18 protein-coding genes are annotated in these 21062 nt (G+C 71.5%); 12 read left to right on the plus strand and 6 right to left on the minus strand.

The features are described from left to right. Positions 1–31 precede the first annotated feature (31 nt). The 3 genes from EDF46_RS13530 to EDF46_RS13540 all read right to left on the minus strand — a co-directional run bounded on the left by EDF46_RS13530 (position 32) and on the right by EDF46_RS13540 (position 6334). Positions 32–715, minus strand: a complete 684-nt coding sequence (locus tag EDF46_RS13530; RefSeq protein ID WP_123506826.1) for a peroxiredoxin-like family protein — start codon at positions 713–715, stop codon at positions 32–34. Positions 716–922: 207 nt separating this feature from the next. Next, a complete protein-coding gene (locus EDF46_RS13535; RefSeq protein ID WP_123506827.1) occupies positions 923–1699 on the minus strand; it encodes an Fpg/Nei family DNA glycosylase in 777 nt (258 codons plus the stop codon). Between the two features lie 9 nt (positions 1700–1708). Next, complete coding sequence (locus tag EDF46_RS13540) at positions 1709–6334, minus strand: ATP-dependent helicase (protein ID WP_123506828.1); 4626 nt, start codon at positions 6332–6334, stop codon at positions 1709–1711. Positions 6335–6428: 94 nt separating this feature from the next. Here EDF46_RS13540 and EDF46_RS13545 point away from each other — a divergent pair, with 94 nt between their 5' ends. The 6 genes from EDF46_RS13545 (at position 6429) to EDF46_RS13570 (ending at position 12115) form a co-directional block, all read left to right on the plus strand. Further along, positions 6429–7073 (plus strand): FMN-dependent NADH-azoreductase, encoded by a 645-nt coding sequence (locus EDF46_RS13545; RefSeq protein WP_123506829.1) that lies wholly within the window; start codon positions 6429–6431, stop codon positions 7071–7073. Between the two features lie 50 nt (positions 7074–7123). After that, a complete protein-coding gene (locus tag EDF46_RS13550) occupies positions 7124–8107 on the plus strand; it encodes an aldo/keto reductase (protein ID WP_123506830.1) in 984 nt (327 codons plus the stop codon). Between the two features lie 38 nt (positions 8108–8145). After that, entirely contained in the window at positions 8146–9282 is a 1137-nt protein-coding gene (locus EDF46_RS13555; protein WP_123506831.1) for an ImmA/IrrE family metallo-endopeptidase, read from the plus strand. A gap of 9 nt (positions 9283–9291) precedes the next feature. After that, positions 9292–9831: a hypothetical protein gene (locus tag EDF46_RS13560; RefSeq protein WP_123506832.1), complete on the plus strand. Its 540-nt coding sequence runs from the start codon at positions 9292–9294 to the stop codon at positions 9829–9831. Between the two features lie 61 nt (positions 9832–9892). Beyond that, positions 9893–11119 (plus strand): MFS transporter, encoded by a 1227-nt coding sequence (locus tag EDF46_RS13565; protein ID WP_123506833.1) that lies wholly within the window; start codon positions 9893–9895, stop codon positions 11117–11119. A 102-nt stretch (positions 11120–11221) separates the two neighbouring features. Beyond that, positions 11222–12115 carry an SDR family oxidoreductase gene (locus EDF46_RS13570; RefSeq protein WP_123506834.1) on the plus strand — a complete coding sequence of 298 codons (894 nt, stop codon included), beginning with the start codon at positions 11222–11224 and terminating at the stop codon, positions 12113–12115. A gap of 89 nt (positions 12116–12204) precedes the next feature. Here the strand turns inward: EDF46_RS13570 and EDF46_RS13575 are convergent, their stop codons facing one another. Beyond that, a complete protein-coding gene (locus EDF46_RS13575; RefSeq protein ID WP_158614257.1) occupies positions 12205–12930 on the minus strand; it encodes a FadR/GntR family transcriptional regulator in 726 nt (241 codons plus the stop codon). A 154-nt stretch (positions 12931–13084) separates the two neighbouring features. Here EDF46_RS13575 and EDF46_RS13580 point away from each other — a divergent pair, with 154 nt between their 5' ends. Genes EDF46_RS13580 through EDF46_RS13590 form a run of 3 tightly spaced genes read left to right on the plus strand, consistent with a single transcriptional unit; the run spans position 13085 to position 15992 of the window. Further along, positions 13085–14482 (plus strand): GntP family permease, encoded by a 1398-nt coding sequence (locus tag EDF46_RS13580; RefSeq protein WP_123506836.1) that lies wholly within the window; start codon positions 13085–13087, stop codon positions 14480–14482. A gap of 1 nt (position 14483) precedes the next feature. Further along, positions 14484–15014 carry a gluconokinase gene (locus tag EDF46_RS13585; RefSeq protein WP_123506837.1) on the plus strand — a complete coding sequence of 177 codons (531 nt, stop codon included), beginning with the start codon at positions 14484–14486 and terminating at the stop codon, positions 15012–15014. 42 nt (positions 15015–15056) lie between these two features. Further along, positions 15057–15992 carry an NADP-dependent oxidoreductase gene (locus tag EDF46_RS13590; RefSeq protein WP_123506838.1) on the plus strand — a complete coding sequence of 312 codons (936 nt, stop codon included), beginning with the start codon at positions 15057–15059 and terminating at the stop codon, positions 15990–15992. Between the two features lie 93 nt (positions 15993–16085). Here EDF46_RS13590 and EDF46_RS13595 read toward each other — a convergent pair whose 3' ends face one another. Beyond that, positions 16086–16745: an SIMPL domain-containing protein gene (locus tag EDF46_RS13595; protein ID WP_123506839.1), complete on the minus strand. Its 660-nt coding sequence runs from the start codon at positions 16743–16745 to the stop codon at positions 16086–16088. A gap of 43 nt (positions 16746–16788) precedes the next feature. Next, positions 16789–17427 (minus strand): alpha/beta hydrolase, encoded by a 639-nt coding sequence (locus tag EDF46_RS13600; protein ID WP_123506840.1) that lies wholly within the window; start codon positions 17425–17427, stop codon positions 16789–16791. Between the two features lie 64 nt (positions 17428–17491). Between EDF46_RS13600 and EDF46_RS13605 the strand changes: the two genes are divergently transcribed. The 3 genes from EDF46_RS13605 (at position 17492) to EDF46_RS13615 (ending at position 21034) form a co-directional block, all read left to right on the plus strand. Continuing rightward, on the plus strand, positions 17492–18034 hold the full coding sequence (locus EDF46_RS13605; RefSeq protein ID WP_123506841.1) for an NUDIX hydrolase family protein: 543 nt from the start codon (positions 17492–17494) through the stop codon (positions 18032–18034). Between the two features lie 79 nt (positions 18035–18113). Beyond that, positions 18114–19493 (plus strand): alpha/beta hydrolase, encoded by a 1380-nt coding sequence (locus tag EDF46_RS13610; RefSeq protein WP_123506842.1) that lies wholly within the window; start codon positions 18114–18116, stop codon positions 19491–19493. Further along, positions 19490–21034, plus strand: coding sequence for a GMC family oxidoreductase (locus EDF46_RS13615; RefSeq protein ID WP_123506843.1), 1545 nt, complete (start codon positions 19490–19492; stop codon positions 21032–21034). Before EDF46_RS13610 ends, EDF46_RS13615 begins: the two co-directional genes overlap by 4 nt. The last annotated feature ends 28 nt before the right edge of the window (positions 21035–21062 follow it).

Raw genomic sequence — 21062 nt, forward strand, 5'->3', positions numbered from 1 at the left:
TTGAAATTGCGGCGGCGCAGGCAGGCGGCGGCTACCTCGGAAGCAGCGCCAGCGCCTCGACGATCGTCGGGACCTCGGTGCGGGTCGTGTAGTCGACGTGGACGTCGGCGAAGACGACAGTGCCGTCGCCCGCGACCACGAGCACCGTCGGGAACGGGATGTCGCCCGTCGCGTCGGCGTTGCTGTCGGCGACGTCGAAGCCCAGGTCGGTGTGGGCGGCGCGGGCGTCGGACGTCGGCTCGGTCAGGATGCCGAGGGAGCGGACCAGCGTGTTGCCCGGGTCGGAGAGCACGGTGAACTCGAGCGACCCGTTCGTGATGGCGAGCTCGGAGGCCTCCGGGGTCTGGGGGCTGATCGCCAGGAGCTCGATGCCGCGCTCGCGCAGCTGGGGGAGGAGCGCCTCCTGGTAGTGCTTGAGCGTGAGGTTGCAGTAGGGGCACCACGAGCCCCGGTAGAAGACGACGACCGTGCCGTCGGCGCCAAGCGCGTCGGCCAGCCGCACGGGTTCGCCGGTGGTGCTGACGAGCTCGGCGTCCGGCAGCGCGTCGCCCGCCTCGACCGCCCCGTCGGGCGTGCCCGACGCGGTCAACACCGCCTGCTCGTCGTCGAAGACCGCCGTGAGGCGCGGGCCGATCTGGGCGGTGAAGCCCTCGTTGAAGGTGGCTACCTGATCGGCGATGGTCGTGGTCTCGGCGGGTCGGGTGTCGCTGGGCATGCTGCTCCTCGGGTGGGGGTCGGGATGGTTGGCTCAGGGTATGCGTCCGGGCGTCGCCGGGGCTGGGCTGCGTAACACGCGGTCACAGCCCGGCCTGGTACCGGGGCCAATGACGGGGATTCTCGCGACCCGGCCCGTTTCGCCGCCTCATTTCTCGCCGCTGCGGCAGATCTCCGTCGTTGTCGACGGCGGCCCGCGCCAGCGGGGTCAGCTCTGGCAGCGCGGGCACCAGTAGGTGTCGCGGAGCTCCAGCTCGGACTCGCCCAGCATGCCGCGCTCGATCTTCGTGCCGCAGCGCAGGCAGGGCCGCCCGGCACGGCCGTACACCCAGTCGGTGTCGCCGCGGAGGCGCCCGGTCGTGGTGCGGTCGACCCGGTCTTTGTTGGCGTCGATGAGGCGGTGCGCCAGCTCGATGACCTTCGCGCGCTGAGGCACCTCGCCGACGGGCCGCGTGGGGAGGACGCCGCGCAGGAAGCAGAGCTCGTTGCGGTAGACGTTGCCGACTCCGGCGAGCACGCGCTGGTCGAGCAGCGCGAGGCCGATCGGCCGCTCGGGGTCGCGCTCGAGGTTGGCGAGAGCGACGTCGGGGTTCCAGTCCGGGCCGAGCAGGTCGGGGCCGAGGTGGCCCACGACCGAGTCGTCGTCGTCGCGCGGGACCAGCTCGACTATTCCGAGGTCGAAGCCGACGGCGACCCAGTCGGCCGTCTCGAGCACGACGCGCGCCTGGTAGGCGGGCCGCTTCCACTTCGTGCCGTGGCGGTAGAGGTGCCACGACCCCTCCATCTTGAGATGCGTGTGCAGCGTCACGTCGCCGAGGTGATGGAGCAGGTGCTTGCCGCGGCTGACGACGTCGTCGATGACGGTGCCCGCCAGATCAACGGTGGCGAACTCGGGCACGCGGAAGTCGCTCTTCGTCAGCACCGCACCGTGGAGCACCGCGTCGAGGTTCTTGGCGGCGCGGTAGACGGTATCGCCCTCAGGCATGGTCCGGCCTCACCCGCGCAGCCGCAGACCGCTGGGCGTCGTCGCGAAGCCGGCGTCGCGGAGCGCCTCGCCCAGGGTCGTGCTCAGCACGAACTCGCCGTCGACGCGCTCGACCGAGAGGCGGCCGAGCCGCGTGCGCACCACGGCAGCGAGGGAGGTCGCGGCTGCGACGAGGTCGTCCGGGCCGGGGGCGCCGAACGTCAGCAGCGTCTTGCCGCCCCGCTCGACGTAGACGACCAGTCGGCCGTCGACGAGCACGACGAGCGAGCCCGCCTTGCGCCCGGGGCGGTGTCCGCGTGGCGCGGCAGAGCCGTCGGCGGGCTCGGGCAGCGCCGGCCACGGCAGGGCGGCGCCGTAGGGATTGGCAGGGTCGGTCGCCGCCAGGGTGACGACGGGCACGGGCGAGGTGTCTCCGTCGTCGCGCAGGAACGAGCGGAGCCTGTCGACGGTCGGCCCCGTGGCGAACTGGGCGGCGCCGAGCCCTTCCACGAAGTAGCCGCGGCGGGCGCGTCCGGTCTCTTCGAAGCCCGAGAGCACCTTGTAGACGGTCGAGAAGCCGCCGCGGACGCCCTCGTTGGCGACGGCGCCGCGCGTCACGATGCCGTGCCGCTCGAGCAGCATCTCGGCCTGCGCGGCGGCGCGGACCGTCGAGTCGCCCTCGGCGAGCGGCAGCAGCGACCAGCGGCCGCCGACGGTCGGCGGACCGGCCTGGCGCACCCGGTCGGCGCGGGGGACGCGGCCGCGGTACGACGAGCGCATGCGCGTCGGAGCCCGGGGGCGAGGCGGCTTGCCTCCGACCTGGGTGCGCAACGGGGCGAAGGTGTCGTTGGTGATCTGGCCCTGCCAGACGAGGTCCCAGATCGCGGTGGCCAGCGACTCGTCGTCTTTCGAGCCGACCGCGTCGGAGAGCTGCCGGAAGAAGTACGCGCCGCCGCCGGCCAGGGCGGCCAGCACCTCGCGCTGCAGCTCGGTCGTCTCATCGCCCGACGGCTCGGAGAGCGTGACGCCGGCTCCATCGGCCAGATGCAGGCTCACCCAGCCGTCGTTGCCCTGCAGGGTGCCCGCGCCCGACCAGATGACCTCGCCGGTCGCGGTCAGCTCGTCGAGCATGGCGGGAGAGTAGTCGGTGACGCGGGCGGGGAGGATCAGGGTCTCCCACGCACTCGCGGGCAGGGCCACGCCGCTGAGCTGGTCGATCACCTGCACGACGCCGTCGATGCCCCGCAGACCCGAGCCCTTGGCGCCGGTCGCGACGTGCTGCCACGCGGGCAGGAACCGGCCGAGCGTCTCGTGCGAGACCGGCTCGACCTCGTGGCGGAGTGCCGCCAGCGAGCGGCTGCGCAGTCGCCGCAGGACCTCGGCGTCGCACCACTCCGACCCCTGGCGATCGGGCCGGAACTCGCCCTCCACCACGCGGCGATCGGTAGCGAGGCGCCGCAGCGTGTCGTGCACCACCGCCGTGCCCAGGCCGAGGCGCTGGGCGACCTCGGCGGGGGCGAACGGACCGTGCGTGCGGGCGTAGCGGCCGACGAGGTCGCCGAGCGGATCGTCGACGGGCTCGATGAACGCCGACGGGACGCCGATGGGCAGGTTCACTCCGAGCGCATCGCGGAGGCGGGAGGCGTCTTCGATGCCGGCCCAGCGCTCCGTGCCGGAATGGGTGAAGCGAAGGACGCGCGCCGCCCGGACCAGCTCGTCGAGGGCACCCTCGAGCCGGGTGGCGGCGTCGTCGGTGCCGGCCAGCCAGCTGCGCTCGACGATCTCGGACGTCGTCAGCGGGCCCAGGAGGCGGAGCAGGTCGACGACTCCCTCGATGTCGCGGGCGCGCCGCTCGGGCGTGAGCTTCTGCAGCTCGCGCTCGTGCAGGTCGATGACGTCGGCGTCGAGGAGCTCGCGCAGCTCGGCACGGCCGAGCAGCTCGGCGAGCAGCGACGAGTCGAGCGACAGCGCGGCGGCCCGGCGCTCGGCGAGCGGGGAGTCGCCCTCGTAGAGGAAGGCCGCGACGTAGCCGAACAGGAGCGACCGCGCGAACGGCGAGGGCTGGGCCGTCTCGGTCTCGACGACTCGCACCTCGCGGCGGGCTAGAGCGTCGGTCAGCTCCATCAGGGCCGGCAGGTCGTAGACGTCTTGGAGCACCTCGCGGACCGCCTCGAGCACGATCGGGAACTGCGGGTACTTGCGCGCGACGTCGAGCAGCTGGGACGCTCGCTGTCGCTGCTGCCAGAGCGGCGACCGCTTGCCCGGGTTGTAGCGGGGCAGGAGCAGGGCCCGCGCCGCGCACTCGCGGAAACGCGACGAGAACAGCGCCGAGCCGCCGACCTCCTCGGTCACGATGGCGTCGAGCTCGTCGCGCTCGAACGTGAACAGGTCGGCGCCGGGCGGCTCGGCGTCGGTGTCGGGGATGCGGACGACGATGCCGTCGTCGGCGGCCATCGCCGAGCCGTCGATGCCGAGCCGGTCGCGGATGCGCCCGGAGACGGCCAGCGCCCAGGGAGCGTGCACGCGCATGCCGTAGGGCGAGTGGAGGATCAAACGCCAGTCGCCGAGCTCGTCGCGGAACCGCTCGACGACGAGCGTCTGGTCGGTCGGCACGTGGCCGGCGACCTCCCGCTGCTCGGCGATGAAGGCGAGGAGGTTGCGGGCGGCCCGCTCGTCGAGGCCGCCCGCGGCCACTCGGGCGACGGCCTCGGCCTCGCTCGACGTGGCGAGCTCGCGCGTGTAGGCGCCGATGGCGCGGCCGAGCTCGGCGGGGCGGCCGATGCCGTCGCCCTTCCAGAACGGCACGCGTCCGGGCTGCCCGTAGGCGGGCGAGACCAGCACGCGGTCGTGGGTGATGTCTTCGATGCGCCAGCTCGTCGCGCCGAGGGCGAAGACGTCGCCGACGCGGGACTCGTAGACCATCTCCTCGTCGAGCTCGCCGACGCGAGCCGCCTTCTCGCCGACCATGAACACGCCGAAGAGGCCGCGGTCGGGGATGGTGCCGCCGCTCGTGACGGCCAGGCGCTGGGCGCCGGGACGGCCAGCGAGGGTACCGTGCACGCGGTCCCACACGATTCGCGGCCGCAGCTCGGCGAACTCGTCCGACGGGTACTTGCCGCTCAGCAGGTCGAGCGTGGCGTCGTAGGCGCTCCGCGGCAGGGTCGCGAACGGGGCGCTGCGGCGCACCAGGTCGTACCACTCGTCGACATTGATCTCATCGAGCGCGACGGCCGCGACGGTCTGCTGCGCGAGCACGTCGAGCGGGTTGGCCGGCACCTGCAGCTGCTCGATCAGGCCGGCGACCATGCGCTCGGCTGCGACCGCCGAATGGATCAGGTCGGCCCGGTGCTTCGGGAAGAGCACGCCCCGCGACACCTCGCCGACCTGGTGGCCCGCGCGGCCGACCCGCTGCAGGCCGCTGGCGACCGACGGCGGCGACTCGACCTGCACGACGAGGTCGACCGCGCCCATGTCGATGCCGAGCTCGAGCGAGCTCGTCGCGACGACGCAGCGCAGGCGGCCGCTCTTCAGGTCGTCTTCGATGATCGCGCGCTGGTCTTTGCTCACGGAGCCGTGGTGGGCGCGGGCCAGCAGAGGCTCGGAGCCCTGGGTCTGGCCCGAGCCGCCCATGAGCTGAGCGGGCACCGCCTGAGCCGGCGGCGAGCCGATCGCGCCGGTGGCTGAGCCGTCGGCCGCGGCGCCGACCAGCGCCTCCTCCGCCGGGACGAGCTGCCGCTCCAGGTAGATGTCGTTGAGCCGAGCGGTCAGCCGCTCGGCCAGGCGCCGCGAGTTGGCGAACACGATGGTCGACCGGTGCTCGAGGATCAGGTCGACGATCCCCTCTTCGACGTGCGGCCAGATCGACCCCTGCGGGGCCGCGCCGGCGGCCGAGCCCTCGAGGGGAGCCGCCGTGCCGAGCTCGGTCATGTCGTCGACCGGCACCACGACCCGCAGGTCGAACTTCTTCTCGGACGCGGGCGCCACGATCGTCACCGGCGCCGTGCCGCCGAGGAACCGCGCGACCTCCTCCGGCGGGCGGACGGTCGCCGACAGCCCGATGCGCTGGGCGGGCTTCTCGAGCAGGTCGTCGAGGCGCTCGAGCGACAGCGCGAGGTGGGCGCCGCGCTTCGACGCGGCGACGGCGTGGACCTCGTCGATGATGACTGTCTCGACGCCGCGCAGGTTCTCGCGCGCGGCGGACGTCAGCATCAGGTAGAGCGACTCGGGCGTCGTGATCAGGATGTCGGGCGGCGTGCGCTGCAGGAGCCTGCGGTCGGATGACGAGGTGTCGCCCGATCGCACGCCGACGCTGATGTCGGGCGGGGTGGAGCCCAGCCGCCGGGCCGTCTGGGTGATTCCGACCAGAGGCGACCGGAGGTTGCGCTCGACGTCGACGCCCAGCGCCTTGAGCGGCGAGATGTAGAGCACCCGAGTTCGGTGCTCCTTGGCCTCGGGAGGAGGCGCCGACGCCAGCCGGTCGATCGACCAGAGGAAGGAGGCCAGCGTCTTGCCCGAGCCCGTCGGCGCGATCACGAGCGCGTTGCGGCCGCCCGAGATGGCCTCCCACGCCCCCTCCTGCGCGTGCGTGGGCCGCGCGAAGGCGCCGCGGAACCACTCTGCGGTCGCAGGGGAGAAGCGGTCGAGAACGTCGGTCATCGTCAGGCCATCCTGCCCGCAGCCACTGACATTCGACCGGGACGGCATTCGACCGGGCCGATCGCCGCCGCGGTCCTCCGGATAGCGTGGAGCCATGCCCACTCTGCTGCACCTCGACTCCTCCGCCGACATCGACGGCTCCCGCTCCCGCGCCGTCACGAAGACCTTCGCCGACGCCTGGGCCGCCCAGGGCGACGACCACGTCGTCGTCTACCGCGACCTCCACGTCGACGCGCTCCCGCACCTGAGCGACGCGTCGTTGCACTTCCCGCCCCACCTGCGCCCGGCCGGTGCCGCGCCGAGCCCCGAGCAGGAGGCGCTGCAGGCCGAGATCATCGCTCAGCTCCTCGCCGCCGACGTGCTGCTGATCGGCGTGCCGCTCTACAACTACTCGATGCCGTCGACGCTCAAGGCCTGGATCGACTACATCCACGTGCCGTCCGTCACGGCCCCGTTCGGCGCGGACACGACGCAGCCCATGGCGGGCCGCCCGGCCGTCCTGGTGTCCACCCGCGGTGGTGTCTACGACGCAGGAACTCCGACGGCCTTCGACGACCACGCGCTTCCGGCGCTTCAGCTCATCCTCGGCACCGCCCTCGGCATGCGCGTCGAGACCATCGTCGCGACGCGGACCCTGACGGAGCGGTTCGGGGGGCCCGCCGACGAGGTGGCGAAGCAGCACGCGGAGCTCGACGGCGCGCACGAGGCAGCGGCGGCGGCGGCGGCCCGCCTGGCGTAGGCCGAGTTCCTGCGCCCGCGAGAGTCGGTGGCGGCCTCTAGGGTGAAGGCATGGAACAACGACGTCTCGGACGCACCTCTCGCGAAGTCTCGGTCATCGGCCTCGGCACGTGGCAGCTCGGCGGCGACTGGGGCGACGTGCCCGAGCGCGACGCCTTCGCCGTGCTCGACGCCTCGGTGCAGGGCGGCGTCACGTTCTTCGACACCGCCGACGTCTACGGCGACGGGCGCAGCGAGCAGCTGATCGGCAAGTGGCGGCGCAGCAACGCGGACGCCCCGCTCACGATCGCGACGAAGATGGGCCGCCGCGAGCCGCAGGAGCTCAAGAACTACACCCGCGCGAACTTCATCGAGTGGATCGACCGGTCGCGCCGCAACCTGCAGATGGACACTCTCGACCTCGTGCAGCTGCACTGCCCGCCGACCTCGGTGTTCCGCAGCGGCGACGTGTACGACGCCCTCGACGAGATGGTCGAGCGGCAGATGATCGCGGCGTACGGCGTGAGCGTCGAGGAGGCCGGGCAGGCGCTGACCGCGATGGAGCGGCCGAATCTTGCGACGGTCCAGATCATCCTCAATGCGTTCCGTATGAAGCCTCTCGACGAGGTGCTCCCCGCGGCGGTGGAGTCGGGCGTCGGCATCATCGCCCGCGTGCCGCTGGCGAGCGGTCTGCTGAGCGGCAAGTACACGGCCGAGACGCAGTTCGCCCCGAACGACCACCGCTCGTTCAACCGCCACGGCGAGGCCTTCGACCAGGGCGAGACGTTCTCGGGCGTCGACTTCGAGACCGGCGTCGAGGCGGCCGTCGCCTTCTCGGAGTACACCCCCGAGGGAGTCTCGACCGCGCAGGCGGCGCTCAAGTGGATCGTCGAGCAGCCGGGCCTGACCACGGTGATCCCCGGCGCCCGCAACCCCGAGCAGGCCCGTGCCAACGCGGAGGCGGGCGACGTCCCGGCACTCGGCGAGGAGTTCCACGACCGCACCGAGCGCCTCTACGACCGGTACTTCCGCCCAGTCGTGCATTCGCGCTGGTGAGGATTGCGATTATCGCAATATTCTGACATCTTAGGTATATGACAGATGAAGTCGCTCCTCGCGTAAAGCAGATTCAGGCCCGGCTCGGCGTATCGCAGGCCGAACTCGCGACGGCGATCGGGATGAACGGTTCGAAGCTCTCGAAGTCGCTTCATGGTTCCCGGCGCTTCACGTCTCTCGAACTCGCCCGCATTGCCGATATCGGCGGCACGACTGTGGATTGGCTCCTCACGGGAGCTCCTTCACGATCGCTCGAGTTCGCCGCTCGAGCACTGAGAGCCACGTCCGAATCGAGCGCGCGAGGGCAGGAGATCCTGGCCGACCTGGGCCAGTGGCACGACGCTGCGCATGAGCTCGGGCTCATCGCGCCTGCTCCGGCTCTTCCCGTCGGCGGATCCGAGAGGGGGTACGTCGCGCAAGCGAACGCCCTCGCCGCGCAGGCCGTCTCCCGGCTCTCCACACCGCTCGGCGCCACTGACAACGTGTCGCTCATCGGTGCGATCGAAGAGGCGTTCGGCGTCTGCGTGGTCATCGACACTCTCCCCGACGGCTACGACGGTCTCAGCTACCAGGACGACGACTTCCGAGCCATCGTGCTGGCGAAGACCCCACGGGCTGTTCGCCAGCGATACACCCTCGCTCACGAAGTGGGGCATCTTCTCTGGGGTGACGCCAGCGAGGAGATCATCGCAGAGCATCTTCTGCCTCCGCGAGATAGGCGAGACCCCCATCAGGAGAAGCGCGCGAACGTCTTCGCCGCATCGTTCCTGATGCCTGAACGTGAGATTCGAGAGGCTCTGTCCGAACGCACCGGCGTCGAAGCGTTCCCCGATCTCGTCTGGCAGTTCGGTGTCTCCCCCGACTCCATGGCTTGGCGACTGTTCAATCTGCTGATCATCGACGACGCCGAACGCGAGGGCTTGAGCGGCCTGTCATCTCACTCGGTAGCGCGGCAACTGCGCGTATCGACTGAACACGCATCCCGGTGCAGCCTCTCCGACACGTTCCGGCCGGCGCAGCCGCTGGTCGACGCCTTCGTCACTGCTTACGAGCAGGGTGTCGCTACTGCCCGTCCTCTTGCCGCCCTTCTCAAGCGACCCATCGAGGAGGTCGAGGCGTTCTTCGACAGCGATGGTGCAGAGGGCATCTGGGCCGACCCCGAGAACCAGGGCTAGCTCGGGCACATGGCAGTCACGTTCTTTCCCGACACAACAGTCGTTTGCAACTTCGCCGCCGTAGACCGGCTGGACCTGTTCGTCGACTACCTCAACGGTCGCGGCCGCATCGTCGAAGCAGTCGCCTATGAGATCTCTCGGTCAGCGACGATTCTCCGAGCGCTTGCTGCCCTCGATGTCGACTCGGTATTCGGTGCACCGATCGAACTCGACAACGACCCCGCCCGCCACGCGATCGAGGTCAGCCGCACGGCCGTCTTCGGCGGCATGCCGTCGCGGCCGCTCGAACATCTGGGGGAGAGTCAGACCCTCTATGTGCTGGGTGCCAGGCCCGAGTTCTCGGACTCGATCTGGATCACCGATGACAAGCAGGCGAACCGCCTCGGCCAGCGGCGCGGGTTAATCACGCGCGACACCGTCCACATGCTCGAAGAACTCGTCGCGAATCGCGAAATCAGCTGCAGCGTCGCCTTCGACCTGACGGAGGAGATGTGGCGACAGGGGCGATCGCTTCTCTCCCGGCCCCTCGCGCCGAGTTTCTTCGGATGACCGAGTCCGATCTTCAGTAGCCTCGATAGATGCTCTCCGTTCAAGCTCCCGGCTCGCGCTTGTGAGCGCGGGCGGCGTCGGCGGGTACCGCGAGCTGCTCGGTCCGGCCGATCGGCGCGCGCTCTTCGCGGTCGGAGTCCTTGCCCGCGTCCCGCTGGCGATCGTCGGCTACAGCGTGCTGTTCTTCGTCCAGGCGACGACCGGGTCGTTCGCGACGGCCGGATTCGCCTCGGGCCTGGCCATCGCGTCGATGGCCGCGGTGAGCCCCGTCTTCGGCCGCATCGCCGACCGCGCCGGCCAGCGCGGCGCGCTCCTCGCGGCGGCGATCGCCCACCCGCTAGCCGTCGCGCTGATGATCGCGGTCGGCTCGCTCGGCGCGCCCCTGCCCGTCGTGGCCGCGGCATCGGTGCTGGTGGGCGCCTCGATCGCGCCGGTCGGGTCGTACATGCGGGCCCGCTGGTCGCAGCGGCTCGGCGACACCCCGATCCTGCAGGTCGCGTTCTCGCTGGAGGCGATCGCCGATGAGCTCGTCTGGGTGTTCGGGCCGGCGCTCGCCGCTCTCGTCGCCGGGACCATCAGCCCCGCCGCCGGCCTGGTGATCTCGGCGGTGATCGGCACGGCCGGGGCGCTCCTGCTGCTGCGCGGGGCACCGACGCGCCCGATCCCGGTGGCCGGCAGCGGACCCCGGGCGGCGTTCCGGCCCTGGCGGTCGCGGCGGCTCATGGGCCTGCTGATCGCCAACGCCGTCGTCGGCCTCATGTTCGGCATCAACGACGTCAGCGTCGTGGCCTGGACCGCCAGCATCGGGGTTCCGCAGATCGCCGGTCTCGTGCTCACTGCCTACTCGATCGGCAGCGTGTCGGGCGGGTTCCTGATGGGGCTCGTGCCCGGCCGGCTTCCCGCCTACCGGCTCCTGGTCGCGTCGACGCTGCTGTTCGCGATCTTCTGGTTCGCGCTGTCGCAGGCTCCCAACCCGTTCTGGCTCTTTCCGATCGGGGTGTTCGCGGGCATGACGATCACCCCGTTCACGATCTCGACCAATCGCGTCGTGCACGAGGCCGTGCGCCCCGAGGTGTTCACGGAGGCCCTGGCCTGGGTGTCGGCGTTCGTCGTGGGCGCGATGGCGCTGGGCTCGTCTCTCGGCGGGGTCGTCGGCGAGCGGGTCGCGCCCGACGCCGGGTTCACGCTCGTCGGGGTGCTGGCCGTGATCCCGTTCCTGGTCGTGCTCGTGGCGGGGGTGCGGCGGCGCCGGGCCTCCCCCGTCGAGAGCGGCGCGCCTGGGCTCTGAGGCCGGTCGGGGGTCCGACTCGGCCGCTCTCGGCGAGAGCCACGGGCGGCAGGGGGACAAAGCTGTGCCGCCATCCCGCGCCGTCCGCGTAGACCGGGCGGCATGGCAGACACGATCTACACCCCGCAGAACCCGCTCACCCAGTACCCCGGCCCGCCGTTCGAGAAGCAGCAGCAGACCGGCCCCGGCGACATCCACGACATGAAGCCCCGGCCCGACCACGGCGAGGAGAGCTACGTCAGCGGCAAGCGCCTTGCGGGCCGCAAGGCACTCGTCACGGGCGCCGACTCCGGCATCGGCCGCGCCGTCGCCATCGCCTACGCGCGCGAGGGCGCCGATGTGGCGCTCGCCTACCTGCCCGAAGAGCAGCAGCAGGCCGACGAGGTGGCCGCCCTCGTCGAGGCCGCCGGCCAGAAGGCCGTCCTGATTCCGGGCGACCTGCAAGACGAGTCGTACAACACGACCATGATCGAGAAGACGGTGCAGGAACTCGGCGGCGTCGACATCCTGGCCCTCGTCGCGGGCGTCATGCCGACCGTCGACTCCATCGAGGACTTCGAGACCGAGACCCTCGACCATGTGCTCAAGGCCAACATCTACACGCTGTTCTGGACGACCAAGGCCGCCCTGCCGCACCTGAAGCCGGGCGCGTCGATCATCACGACATCGTCGATCCAGGGCTTCCAGCCGTCGCCGTCGCTCGCGGAGTACGCCGTCTCGAAGGCGGGCATCGCGAACTGGACCCGCGCGATGGCGGGCCAGCTCGCCGAGAAGGGGATCCGCGTCAACGGCGTGGCTCCCGGACCGGTGTGGACGCCGCTGCAGCCGGCGTTCGTCCCGAACGAGAAGATCGAGTCGTTCGGCGAGGAGGCCGTCTTCGGCCGTCCGGGTCAGCCGGCCGAGCTGGCACCGCCGTTCGTCTTCCTGGCCTCGCAGGAGTCGAGCTACATCAGCGGCGAGACGATCGCGGTGACCGGCGGGACGCCGATTCACTAGCGCTGACCGGCGGGACGCCGATTCACTAGCGCTGACCGGCGGAACGCCGATTCACTAGCGCTGACCGGCGGGACGCCGATCCACTAGTGCTACCGGGTGCGCTGGGCTCCCTCGGCGATGAACTCCGCGAGGGTCTCGCCGAGGAGCTCGCGCGCCCAGCGCTCCGCGGCGGCCGGGTCTCGGTCGACCAGAGTGCGGGCGAGCTCGTTGTGACGGTGGGCCGACGACGGCGTGTACTCGGTGATGGTGTGGCGGCGCTCCTCCGTCCGGGTCCGCAGCAGGGCCTCCACCGTCGATGCGAAGTGCGCGATGACGAGGTTGCCCGAGGCAGCGAGGATCGTCGTGTGGAAGGCGACGTCGGCCTCGAGGTACCGGCGGTCGTCGCCGGCGGCGCTGGCGTCGACCATGGCGGCGGCGCACTCCTGCACGCGGTGGGCCTCGCCCGGCGTCATGGCGGTAGCCGCGAGGCGTGCAGCGACGGGCTCGATCCCGAGCCGCATCTCCAAGAGCTCGCGCATCTGCACGAAGTAGTCGGCGCCGCGGCCGCGCCACTCCACCACCTGCGGGCTCGAGACGTCCCAGTCTGCCCGGGGGAGCACCTGCGTGCCGACGCGCTGGCGCGGTTCGACCATGCCGAGCGACTGGAGCACCCGCAGTGCCTCGCGGAGCACCGAGCGGGACACGGCGAACTCCTCGCCGAGCCGGTCGACGCTGAGGATCGCGCCCGCGGGCAGCTCGCCGTCGACGATGCGCTGCCCGAGCGTGCCCACCACGCGCGAGTGCAGGCCTCGGTCGCCGAGGGGACTCTTCGCCATTTGACGCTCCTTGGCAGTGGTGGCAGAGTACATAAGTCTTATTAATCTGATTAATCAGACGAACTTACCGACCCAGTCTGGCGCACCCCGGCCGCCGACGAGGTCACCCTGACAATGGGGTCGCGCAGAAGCGCCCCCGGAAGAGGACGACGACGTGCACTTCTCCCCCCTCGCGCTGGCGAGCACCGAGCTGGTGAAGCCCTCCGGCTCCGACGCGCAGCTGATCATCGCGGCGCTCGCCGGAGTCGCGGCGATCATCCTCATGATCACGTGGCTCAAGGTCCATCCGTTCCTGGCTCTGGCCATCGCGTCCATCGGCGTGGGCATCGGCGCGGGGCTCGCCCCGGCAGACACGGTCGTGAGCTTCGGCAACGGCTTCGGCGCCACGATGACGAGCGTCGGAATCCTCGTCGGCTTCGGCGCGATGTTCGGCAAGATCCTCGTCGACTCGGGCGGGGCCGATCGCATCGTCGACACGCTCGTGAAGCGCTCGTCGCCGCGCACCCTGCCGTGGACCATGGCCCTGATCGGTGCGCTCATCGGCCTGCCGATGTTCTTCGAGGTCGGCGTCGTGCTGCTGATGCCGGTGATCGTGCTCGTCTCGCGCCGCGCCAAGATGCCGCTCATGCGGGTGGCGATCCCGGCGATCGCGGGCCTCAGCGTGATGCACGGCCTCGTGCCGCCGCACCCCGGCCCGCTGGTCGCGGTCACGACGCTGGGCGCGAACCTCGGCTTGACCATCGCGCTGGGCATCGCCGTCGCCATCCCGACGGTGATCATCGCCGGCCCGCTGTTCTCGGTGTTCGCCGCCCGCTGGGTGCCGATCTCGGCTCCGGCCCTGTTCGAGAGCGACGACGAGAAGGCCGAGGCGAGCGACCGGAAGCGCCCCTCGTTCGGCATCGCCGTCGCCGGGATCCTCCTGCCGGTCGTGCTCATGCTGCTCAAGGCGCTGTGGGATGCGTTCGACGAGAACGGCGGCGGGCCCGTCAAGGCGCTGTTCGAGTTTTTGGGAACCCCCATGATCGCGCTCGGCATCGCGGTGCTCTTCGGCATGGTGTTCTTCGCGCGCAGTGCCGGGATGAGCCGCGATCAGGTGCAGACCTCGCTCGGCTCGGGCCTGCCGGCGATCGCGGGGATCCTGCTCATCGTCGGCGCCGGCGGCGGCTTCAAGCAGGTGCTCATCGACACGGGAATCGGCACGCTCATCGCCCACGCCGTGACCGACAGCGGGATCTCGGTGATCCTGGTCGCCTGGTTCGTCGCGGCGCTGGTCCGGGTCGCCACCGGCTCGGCGACCGTCGCGATCGTGACGGCGGCGGGCATCCTCGCCCCGGTGACCGCCCACCTCGCCGGCCCCGAGGTCTCGCTCGTCGTGCTCGCTGTCGGCGCGGGCTCGCTGTTCCTGTCGCACGTGAACGACGCCGGGTTCTGGCTCATCAAGGAGTACCTCGGCACTACCGTGGGGCAGACATTCAAGACGTGGTCCGTGGTGGAGTGCATCATCTCCGTCGTGGGCCTCGGTGGCGCACTCCTCCTGGGACTGGTGATCTGACATGACCGTCGAACCGCACGTGAACGAGCCGATCCTGGTGGTCATGGGGGTGTCGGGCTCCGGCAAGTCGACTGTCGCCGGGATGCTCGCCGACGACCTCGGCTGGGACTTCGCCGAGGGCGACGCCATGCACCCCGAGTCGAACGTGGCGAAGATGGCGGCGGGCACGCCCCTCGACGACGACGACCGGTGGCCGTGGCTCGACCGCATCGCCGCGTGGATCCAGGAGCGCGCCACCGCAGGGCAGCCCGGGATCATCACCTGCTCCGCGCTCAAGAAGTCGTACCGCGACGTGCTCCGCGGCCCGAGCGTCGTCTTCGTGCACGTGCAGGGGTCGACGGCGCTGATCGGCGAGCGGATGTCGCAGCGCTCGGGGCACTTCATGCCGACGTCGCTCCTCGACTCGCAGCTGGCGACCTTCGAGCCGCTGGAGGCCGACGAGCAGCACATCGTCGTCGACGCGAGCTCGTCGCCGGCCGCCGAGGTGGCCGAGGTCGAGGAGCGCCTGGGCCTCGTCGCCCGGAAGCTGTAGATCGGGCGCAGGAACCAGCCCGCGTCGGCGTTAGATAGGCCCATGACTGAAAACGGCGTCACGCAGCACTGGGTCGCGACCTCCTACGGTTCCCTCGACGGGCTCGAGAAGCAGGGCGCCGACGTGCCGCCGCCCGGGCCCGGCGAGGTCACGGTCGACGTCGTGGCCGTCGGCATGAACCCCGCTGACGCTAAGGCCGTGCTGCTGGGCTCCGACGCGTCGAAGCTGCCGCTCGCGATCGGCTACGAGGTCGCCGGGCGCGTGGCCGCCGTGGGCGACGACGTCGGCCTGGCGCCGGGCGACGAGGTCGTCGCGTTCCGCGTGTCGGGCGGGTACACGACGTCGATCACCGTGCCGTCGACGGATGTCTTCCCCAAGCCGCCCGCCCTCGGCTGGCCCGAGGCCGCCAACCTGCTGCTCGCGGGCACCACGGCCGCCGAGATGCTGCACGTGGCCGGTGTCGAGAGCGGCCAGACGATCCTCGTGCACGGCGCCTCCGGAGCCGTCGGGGTCAGCGTCATCCAGCAGGCCCGCCTGCTCGGGGCCACCGTGATCGGGACGGCTTCCGAGCGCACCTTCGGCGTCGTCGAGGGCTTCGGCGCCACCGGCGTGGTCTACGGCGACGGACTCGAGGAGCGCGTCCGCAGCCTCACGCCTCACGGGATCGACGCCGCCCTCGACTGCGTCGGCACCGACGAGGCCGTCGACGTCTCGCTCGCCCTCGTCGCCGACCGCGGCCGGATCGTCAGCATCGCCGCGTTCGGCCGGGCCGAGCGCGACGGCTACCGGGTCGTGGGTGGTGCGATGCCCGAGAGCGCGGCGTTCCGCGACAGCGTGCGGGCCCACCTGCTGGAGCTCGCCGGAGCGGGCCAGCTCGTCGTGCCGATCGCGACGACGTTCGCGTTCGACGATGCGAAGGCCGCGCTCGAGCTCGTGGGGTCGGGGCACGCCGGGGGCAAGGTCGCGCTGCTGGTCTGAGTCGGGCGGGGCGTCGCAGTTCCTGCGCAGTCGACCCCGCGAAGCGGCATCCGCGCACTGCCGCGGCCTGGGGGGAGTGGCGAGACGCCGTGTCTACATCGTGAAGTCGGCGGTGATCGACGCGTCGACCTGGACGTCCTCCGGCTTGAGCTCGAAGACGGCGCCGCCCGAGGCGTCGGACAACCCCAGAGGCACCATCGACTTCGAGAATCCGATGCCCGGGCCGCCGCCGACGCCGGGCCGCAGCCCTTCTTCATAGACCTTCTCGAGCTGCGGGCTTCCGAGGCCCAGCCCGGCGGCGTAGTCGTGCGCCTTCGTGATGGCGTCCTGCACGCTGGCGACGCGCACCTCGCGCTGCACCCGGAGGCGCGTCGGCTCGGTGAGCTTCCAGTCGATGCCGTGGAACTCGATGCCGCTCCGCTCGGCCAGGTCGCTGACCCAGTCGACGAGGGCGTCGAAGTCGGTGAAGGTGACCCGCACCTGCGACTGGGCGCGGTACCGGAGGACGGTCGTGTCGCTGTCTTTCACCCACTCGTTGTAGGCGTCGACGGCCACCGAGTCGGCGTACCACTCGGTCGCGGCCTTCGACGCGTCGTGCGACTTCGCGTCGGCCACCACCGCGGCGTGCGCGGCCAGCGCCTGAGTGCGCACGGCCTTCCGGTCGGGTCCGGTGAACGAGACGGTGACGGTGATGGTCGCCCGCTCGGCGGGGTGCAGCGCGGAGGCGTGCCCGGATACGACGAATGTGGTCATGTCGTCATCATGCCGCGCGCCGGGCCTGCGCGACAGGGGTCGCTCAGGCGGGGTGGACTCGGGCGAGGAACGCGTTGACGTCGTCGAGCTCCTCCTGGGCGATGCCGTGGGTGAGACCCGGGTAGACGGTGAGCTCGGCGCCCGGCGCGTGCGCGGTCAGCCAGGCCTCGGTGCGCTCCACCGCGGCCGGCGGGATCACGGCGTCGGCGTCGCCGCGGCCGTAGAAGACCGCCGGCTCGGAGGCCGTGACGGCGTCGTCGACCTCGTCGGTGCCTCCGGGGACGACGAAGCCGGCGAGCACCACGGCGAAGTCGAAGAAGCCGGGGCGACGGCGCAGCAGCTGGAGCGAGAGAGAGCCGCCCTGAGAGAAGCCGAGCAGGCCGACGGCGGGGTGGGCGTCGCCGAGCGAAGCGACGAAGTCGAGCACCGCGTCGGCGGCCTCGTCGACGGGGGCGTACTCCGGAGCGCCCGGCTGCGACAGCGGGTACCACGAGAAGCCGCCGCCGTAGGAGAGGGGTGCTCGAAGGGACGCGTAGGCGAACTCCGTCGAGAGATGGGGCACCAGGCCGATGAGGTCGCCCTCGTGCGAGCCGACGCCGTGCAGCAGGAGCACGAGCGGCTTGCCCGCCCTCTCGGCCTCGGGGAGGGACCACTGGACGGCAGACGGATCGATCGAGACCATGTCGCAAGCGTAGCGAGCGGCCGCGTCGAAACGTGTTCGTCATGAGACCAGGTAAGAATGGCCCATGGCTTCCGTTCAGACTCCCGACCCCAACTCCGGCTGGCTCTCCGAGGAGGAGCTGTTCCAGATCCGGCAGCGCCTCCCGATCCTGTACGTGGAGGCGGTGCCCGTCCGCACCGACGGCCAGGGCCTCGTGACGGAGGTCGGGGTGCTTCTGCGCGCCGACAGCGAGGGCACTATGACGCGCATGCTCGTCTCGGGTCGCGTGATGTACGGGGAGTCGCTGCGCACCGCGCTCTTCCGGCACCTCGAGAAGGACCTCGGGCCGATGGCCTTCCCGCAGCTCCCGCCGTCGCCGGTGCCGTTCTCGGTCGCCGAGTACTTCCCCTTCCCGGGTGCCTCGGTCTACACCGACGAGCGACAGCACGCGGTCTCGCTGGCCTACGTCGTGCCCGTCACCGGCACCTGCGAGCCGCGCCAGGACGCCCTCGAGATCACCTGGATGAGCCCGCTCGTCGCCGCCAGCCCGGAGGTCGCCAGCGAGATGGAGGGCGGCCGCGGTGCCCTGCTCCGCACGGCCCTCGCCTCGGTGGGCGCGCTGAGCTAGCTCCTGTCGCCTCGGGAAGCGGCCGGCGTGTCCCCCGACCGCTGAGGTCGGTCGGAGGCCGGCGCGTACTGTCGAGCCGGTGTCGACTCCTACGATCTTCTGCCTTCACGCGCTGGGCTCCAGCCGTCTGGAATTCGAGCCGCTGGCTGAGCGCCTCGGCGACGACTTCGAGGTGGTCGCCTTCGATCTGCCCGGCTTCGGCGAGGCCAACCGCGCCGAGGGGCTGAGCGTCGACGAGATGGTCGACGGCGTCATCCGCAAGATCCGGCGCCACGGCTCCACCCGCTTCCTTCTGGCCGGCCACAGCATGGGCGGCAAGGTCGCCACCCTCGTCGCCGCGCGGATCCTCGACGGGTCGGCCGGCCTGTTCGGCCTCACCGGCGTCGTGCTCCTCGCCGCGTCGCCGCCGTCCCCCGAGCCCATGAGCGACGAGAGTCGCGCGCAGATGCTCGGCTGGGCCGCGACCGGCCGAATCGACCACGACGCCGCCCGGACGTTCGTCGACGACAACGTCGGCGCGCCGCTCGGGGCTGCGGCCGACGAGCGCGCCCTGGCCGACGTCCAGCGGTCTCGGGCCGAAGCCTGGACCGCCTGGTTCGAGCGCGGCAGCCGCGAAGACCGGTCTGACGAGGTCGGGACGCTCGACGTCCCCGCCGTCATCCTGGCCGGCGGCGCGGACGGACCCCTCGGCGAAGACGGCCAGCGTCGCCTCAACCTGCCGGTCTACGGCCGGGCCGACGTCGTCGTGCTCGAGGGAGCCGGCCACCTCCTGCCTCTCGAGCGACCCGACGAGGTCGCCGCCGCCGTGCGGACCCTCTGGCGGGAGCACGCCGGCCGTGGACCCGAGGTGCCCGTCGACGTCGGCCGCGTGATCGCGTCGGGCCGTACGAACACCCGCACCCGCCGGATCCTCGCGCGCCGGGCCCTCGCCGACCGCCCGTCGTACGAGCCCCGGGCTCTCACCCCCGCGCAGCTCGAGACCCTCCGGGCGGTCGCGGCGCGCGTCGTCCCGCAGACGGGCGAGCCCATCGACCTCGCCGCGCGGGTCGACTCGCAGCTGCACCGCGGACACAGCGACGGCTGGCGGAATGTCGCTCTGCCGCCCGATCCCGAGGCGTACCGACTCGCGTTGACGGCGCTCGCCGGATTCGGCGACCTGTCCGAGCACGCCCGCGACGAGACGCTCACCGCCATCGTCGACGGCAGCTGGACGCCGCCGGCCGGCACCCTCACCGCCGACCAGATGACCCTGTGGTTCGAGGACTGCCGCGTCGACCTCTCGCGCACCTGGCTCGCCCACCCGGCGACCATGGCCCGCGTCGGCTTCGACGGCTTCGCCAACGGCGGCGACGTGCAGCGGATCCAGGGCTTCCACCTGCTCGCCGCGGACACCCGCGAGGGCTGGGAGCCGCTCCCGCACCCGACTCACGACCACGACACCCAGGAGGCAGCCCGATGAGGCTCGACGGAATGCGCACCTACTCGGACGACGAGATCGTCGACGCGGTCGTCATCGGCACCGGCGCCGGCGGAGCGCCCGTGCTCGCGACCCTCGCCGAGCGCGGTCTGCGCGTGGTCGCGCTCGAGGCGGGCCCGAACTTCGACCCGCACGAGTTCACGCCCGACGAGAACCAGGCCGTCGACATCAACTGGATGGAGGAGCGGCTGACCGACGGGGCGAACCCGACGGCCTTCGGCGCCAACAACTCCGGCCGCGGCGTCGGCGGTTCGACGCTGCACTGGGGCGCCTTCACGCCGCGCCCCGACCCCCGCGACCTGAAGCTGCACTCCGACTCCGGCAAGGGCGTCGACTGGCCCATCGAGCACGCCGAGCTGATCCCCTACATCGAGCGCGTCGAGCACTTCGTCGGCATCGCCGGCCCCGAGTCCTACCCGTGGGATCCGTCGCGCAAGTACCTCATGCCGCCGCCGGCGAGGAACGCGTCGTCCGACATGATGATGCGCGGCTGCGAGGCCCTCGGCATCCGAGCCACCGACGCCCCGGCGGCTCTCACCACCGTCGACCGCCACCAGGAGCACGCCGGACTCCGCCCCGCCTGCTCGTCCTGCGGAAGCTGCCACCAGGGCTGCCGCAGCGGTGCCAAGGTCAGCATGGACACCACCTACCTCCCGCTCGCGGTCGCGCACGGCGCCGAGATCCGTCCTGACTCGATGGTGACCGGCATCGAGCTCGACGGCCAGGGCCGCGTCAGCGCGGTCGTCTACCTCCGTGACGGCGTCGAGCACCGCCAGCGGTGCGCCGCGCTCTTCCTCTGCGCCGGCGGCGTCGAGACTCCGCGCCTGCTCCTCCACACGGGGCTGGCCAATTCGAGCGGCCAGGTCGGCAGGAACTACATGGCCCACGGCGCCACGCAGGTGTGGGGCACGTTCGAGACCGAGATGCGCAGCCACCGCGGCTACCCGTCGTCGATCATCACCGAGGACACGCTCCGCCCCGACGACGCCGACTTCGCCGGCGGCTACCTGCTCCAGAGCCTCGGCGTCGTGCCGCTCACCCTCGCCACGACCATGGTGCGGGGCGGCGGCCTCTGGGGTCGGGAGCTCGTCGGCGCCATGGACGGCTACCGGTATCTTGCCGGGGTCGGCATGAACGGCGAGTGCCTGCCCAGCGACGACAACGTGCTCACGCTCTCGGACGAGAAGGACGCCTACGGCATCCCGAAGGCCCGCGTCGCCTTCAGCTCGGGCGAGAACGAGGAGGCCATGGACCGACACGCGATCCGCACCATGACCGCGATCGTCGAAGCGGCCGGAGCCACGTCGACCCGTGTGCTCGCGCGGACGGCTCACACCATCGGAACCGCCCGCATGGGCGATTCGGCCGACTCGGCCGTCGTCGACGCGGACGGACGGAGCTTCGACGTGCCCAACCTGTGGATCGCCGACAACTCGGTCTTCCCGAGCGCCGTGGTCGCGAACCCGGCGCTGGCGATCATGGCACTGGGGCTCCGCAGCGCCGAGAAGTTCCTGGCGGCGTAGGCGCCGCGGGGCCTGCTTGCGAGGTGGC

The sequence above is a fragment of the Frondihabitans sp. PhB188 genome (assembly GCF_003752365.1).
In the GTDB taxonomy this organism is placed as follows: Bacteria; Actinomycetota; Actinomycetes; order Actinomycetales; family Microbacteriaceae; genus Frondihabitans.